At 64.9% G+C, this 2,746-nt stretch carries 3 protein-coding genes; 2 read left to right on the plus strand and 1 reads right to left on the minus strand.

The genetic code is table 11. The annotated features are described in order from the left end of the window. A partial coding sequence (locus AC1DY5_RS50395; protein WP_478121807.1) for an MFS transporter occupies positions 1–1,132 on the minus strand: 1,132 nt, incomplete at its 3' end. 147 nt (positions 1,133–1,279) lie between these two features. Between AC1DY5_RS50395 and cyoA the strand changes: the two genes are divergently transcribed. Then, positions 1,280–2,341: a ubiquinol oxidase subunit II gene (gene cyoA, locus AC1DY5_RS50400; RefSeq protein WP_478121808.1), complete on the plus strand. Its 1,062-nt coding sequence runs from the start codon at positions 1,280–1,282 to the stop codon at positions 2,339–2,341. Between the two features lies 1 nt (position 2,342). Further along, a partial coding sequence (locus tag AC1DY5_RS50405) for a cbb3-type cytochrome c oxidase subunit I (protein ID WP_478121809.1) occupies positions 2,343–2,746 on the plus strand: 404 nt, incomplete at its 3' end.

Below are 2,746 nucleotides of genomic sequence, written 5' to 3' on the forward strand. Positions count from 1 at the left end.
CCGCACCGGCCGCCTGACCGTAGGAAAGGCCCAGGATCACGAAGCCCAGCAGGATGAAGACGTCCTGGCCGAGCTTGCCGCCGTCCAGCAGCGTCGGCGCGAAGCCACTGAACACCGCGATTGCAATCGCCAGGCTGCCCAGGGTGTTGCGCCGGCCGATGCGGTCGGCAATCACGCCCGAAGCCACGATGCCGCAGGCGCCGAGCACCGCGCCGACCATCTGGATGACCAGGAATTCGCTCACCGACTGGCTCGAATACAAGGTGATCCAAGACAGCGGGAACACCGTGACCAGGTGGAACAGCGCATAGCTCGCCAACCCGGCGAAGGCGCCGATAACCAGGTTGTAGCCCTGCGAGCGCATGATCTCGACGACGTCGGCCGGCTCCAGTTCGCGCTCCTCGAGCTGGCGGTCGTATTCGTTGGTGGCGACCAGGCGCAGGCGGGCGAACAGCGCGACGACATTAATCGCAAACGCAACGTAAAAGGTGTAACGCCATCCCCAATCGAGGAAGTCCTCGATCGAGAGGCTCGAGTAGAGGTACGCGAACAGGGCACTGGCGACGAAGAAACCCACGGGCGCACCCAGCTGGCCCAGCATGGCGTACCATCCGCGGCGGTTCGGGGGTGCGTTGAGTGCCAGCAGCGAGGGCAGCCCGTCCCAGGAGCCGCCGAGCGCGATGCCCTGGCCGACCCGAAGGATGGACAGCAGCACGATCGAGGCGAAGCCCATGCTGGCATAGCCCGGCAGGAAGGCGATGCCGGCGGTCGAGATGCCGAGCATGAACAAGGCGGCGGTCAGCTTGGCCTCGCGGCCGAAGCGGCGCTGGATCGCCATCGAGGCCACGGTGCCGAAGGGCCGGGCGATGAAGGCGAAGGAGAAGATCACGAAGGCGTAGAGCGTGCCCTCGAGCCGGTTTTCCATTGGGAAGAAGACCGCCGGGAACACCAGCACCGAGGCGATGCCGTAGACGAAGAAGTCGAAATACTCCGAGGCGCGGCCGATGATCACGCCGACCGCGATCTCGCCGGGAGCGATCGGCGAATGGTCCGAGGCGGCTTCGGGGCTGTCATGCTGGGTGCCGTGCAGCGGCGAGGAGACGCTGGAAGGACGGATGCTGGACGTCGTCATTTCTGCTTGGGGGTCGTGTTCAACTGGATACTCCGAGGGTCTCACTGAATCGAGATTGCCGCCATAGGACAAAACGTCCAATATCCCGCAGTCGCCAAACGAAGTAGATTGTGGTCCCTTTTGCGCACCCATTGCTCATTTCCCGGCATGCCTCCCCTCAAGAACTTTCGCGGACTGCTCCTGCTCCCGCTCGCCCTGTTGGCGGGCTGCGACATGGTGCTGTTGAACGCATCCGGCGACATCGCCCGCCAGCAAGGCCAGCTGATCGTCGTTTCCACGGTCCTGATGCTGCTGATCATCGTGCCGGTGATCGCCCTCACGGTCTATTTCGCCTGGCGCTACCGGCAGACGAACAAGGAGGCGAACTATTCGCCCGACTGGGACCACTCCACCGAACTGGAACTGGCGATCTGGGGCGCCCCGCTGCTGATCATCATCGCCCTCGGCGCGATCACCTGGATCAGCACCCACACCTTGGACCCCTACCGCCCGCTGCGCCGCCTCGAAGCCGGCCGCCCGGTGCCGTCCGAAGTCAAGCCGCTGACGGTCGAAGTGGTCGCACTCGACTGGAAATGGCTCTTCATCTACCCCGAGCAGGGCATCGCCACGGTGAACGAGCTGGCGGCCCCGGTCGACCGGCCGATCGTCTTCAAGATCACCGCCTCCTCGGTGATGAACTCCTTGTTCATTCCGGCACTGGCCGGCCAGATCTACGCAATGCCGGGCATGGAGACCAAGCTCAACGCGGTGATCAACAAGCCAGGTGACTTCGAGGGCTTCTCGGCCAACTACAGCGGCGCCGGCTTCTCCGGCATGCGCTTCCGCTTCCACGGCGTGAGCGAACCCGACTTCGAGGCCTGGGTCCGGAAGGCCAAGGCGGCCGGCGGCGAGCTGAGCCGCGCCGCCTACCTGGAACTCGAGCGCCCGAGCGAGCGCGACCCCGTGCGCCGCTTCGCCACGGTCGCGCCCGACCTCTACAACGCCATCGTCAACCGCTGCGTCGACCGCAACAAGATGTGCATGGACCAGATGATGGCCATCGACGCCGGCGGCGGCCTCGGCAAGGTCGGCGCCTACAACGTCGCGCCGCGCCGCTGGCAGCCCGCGGCCAGCATTCCGCCCCGCACCTACGTGACGGCCATGTGCAGCGTCAACGATCCCGCCGGACTTTCGCTTCCGCTTTCCACCGCCCGCATCCGAGAAGAATAAGATGCCCGACCATCCCGACCTGACGAAGCTCATCTTCGGCCGCCTCTCCTGGGAGGCCATTCCTTTACACGAACCGATCCTGTTGGCGACCTTCATCGCGGTCGCCCTCGGCGGCGTCGCGATCTTTGCCGCGATCACCTATTTCCGCGTCTGGGGCACGCTGTGGCGCGACTGGATCACCAGCATCGACCACAAGAAGATCGGCATCATGTACATCATCCTCGGGCTGGTGATGCTGCTGCGCGGCTTCTCCGACGCGATCATGATGCGGGCCCAGCAGGCCTTCGCCTTCGGCGACAACGCGGGCTTCCTGCCGCCGCACCACTACGACCAGATCTTCACAGCCCACGGCGTGATCATGATCTTCTTCGTCGCGATGCCGCTGGTTACGGGCCTCATGAACTT

This window comes from Variovorax sp. P4_D9 (assembly GCF_056401695.1).

Coding starts and splice junctions, on each gene's coding strand:
- cyoA (WP_478121808.1), top strand. CDS start 1,280: ATGCCTCCCCTCAAGAACTTTCGCGGACTGCTCCTGCTCCCGCTCGCC.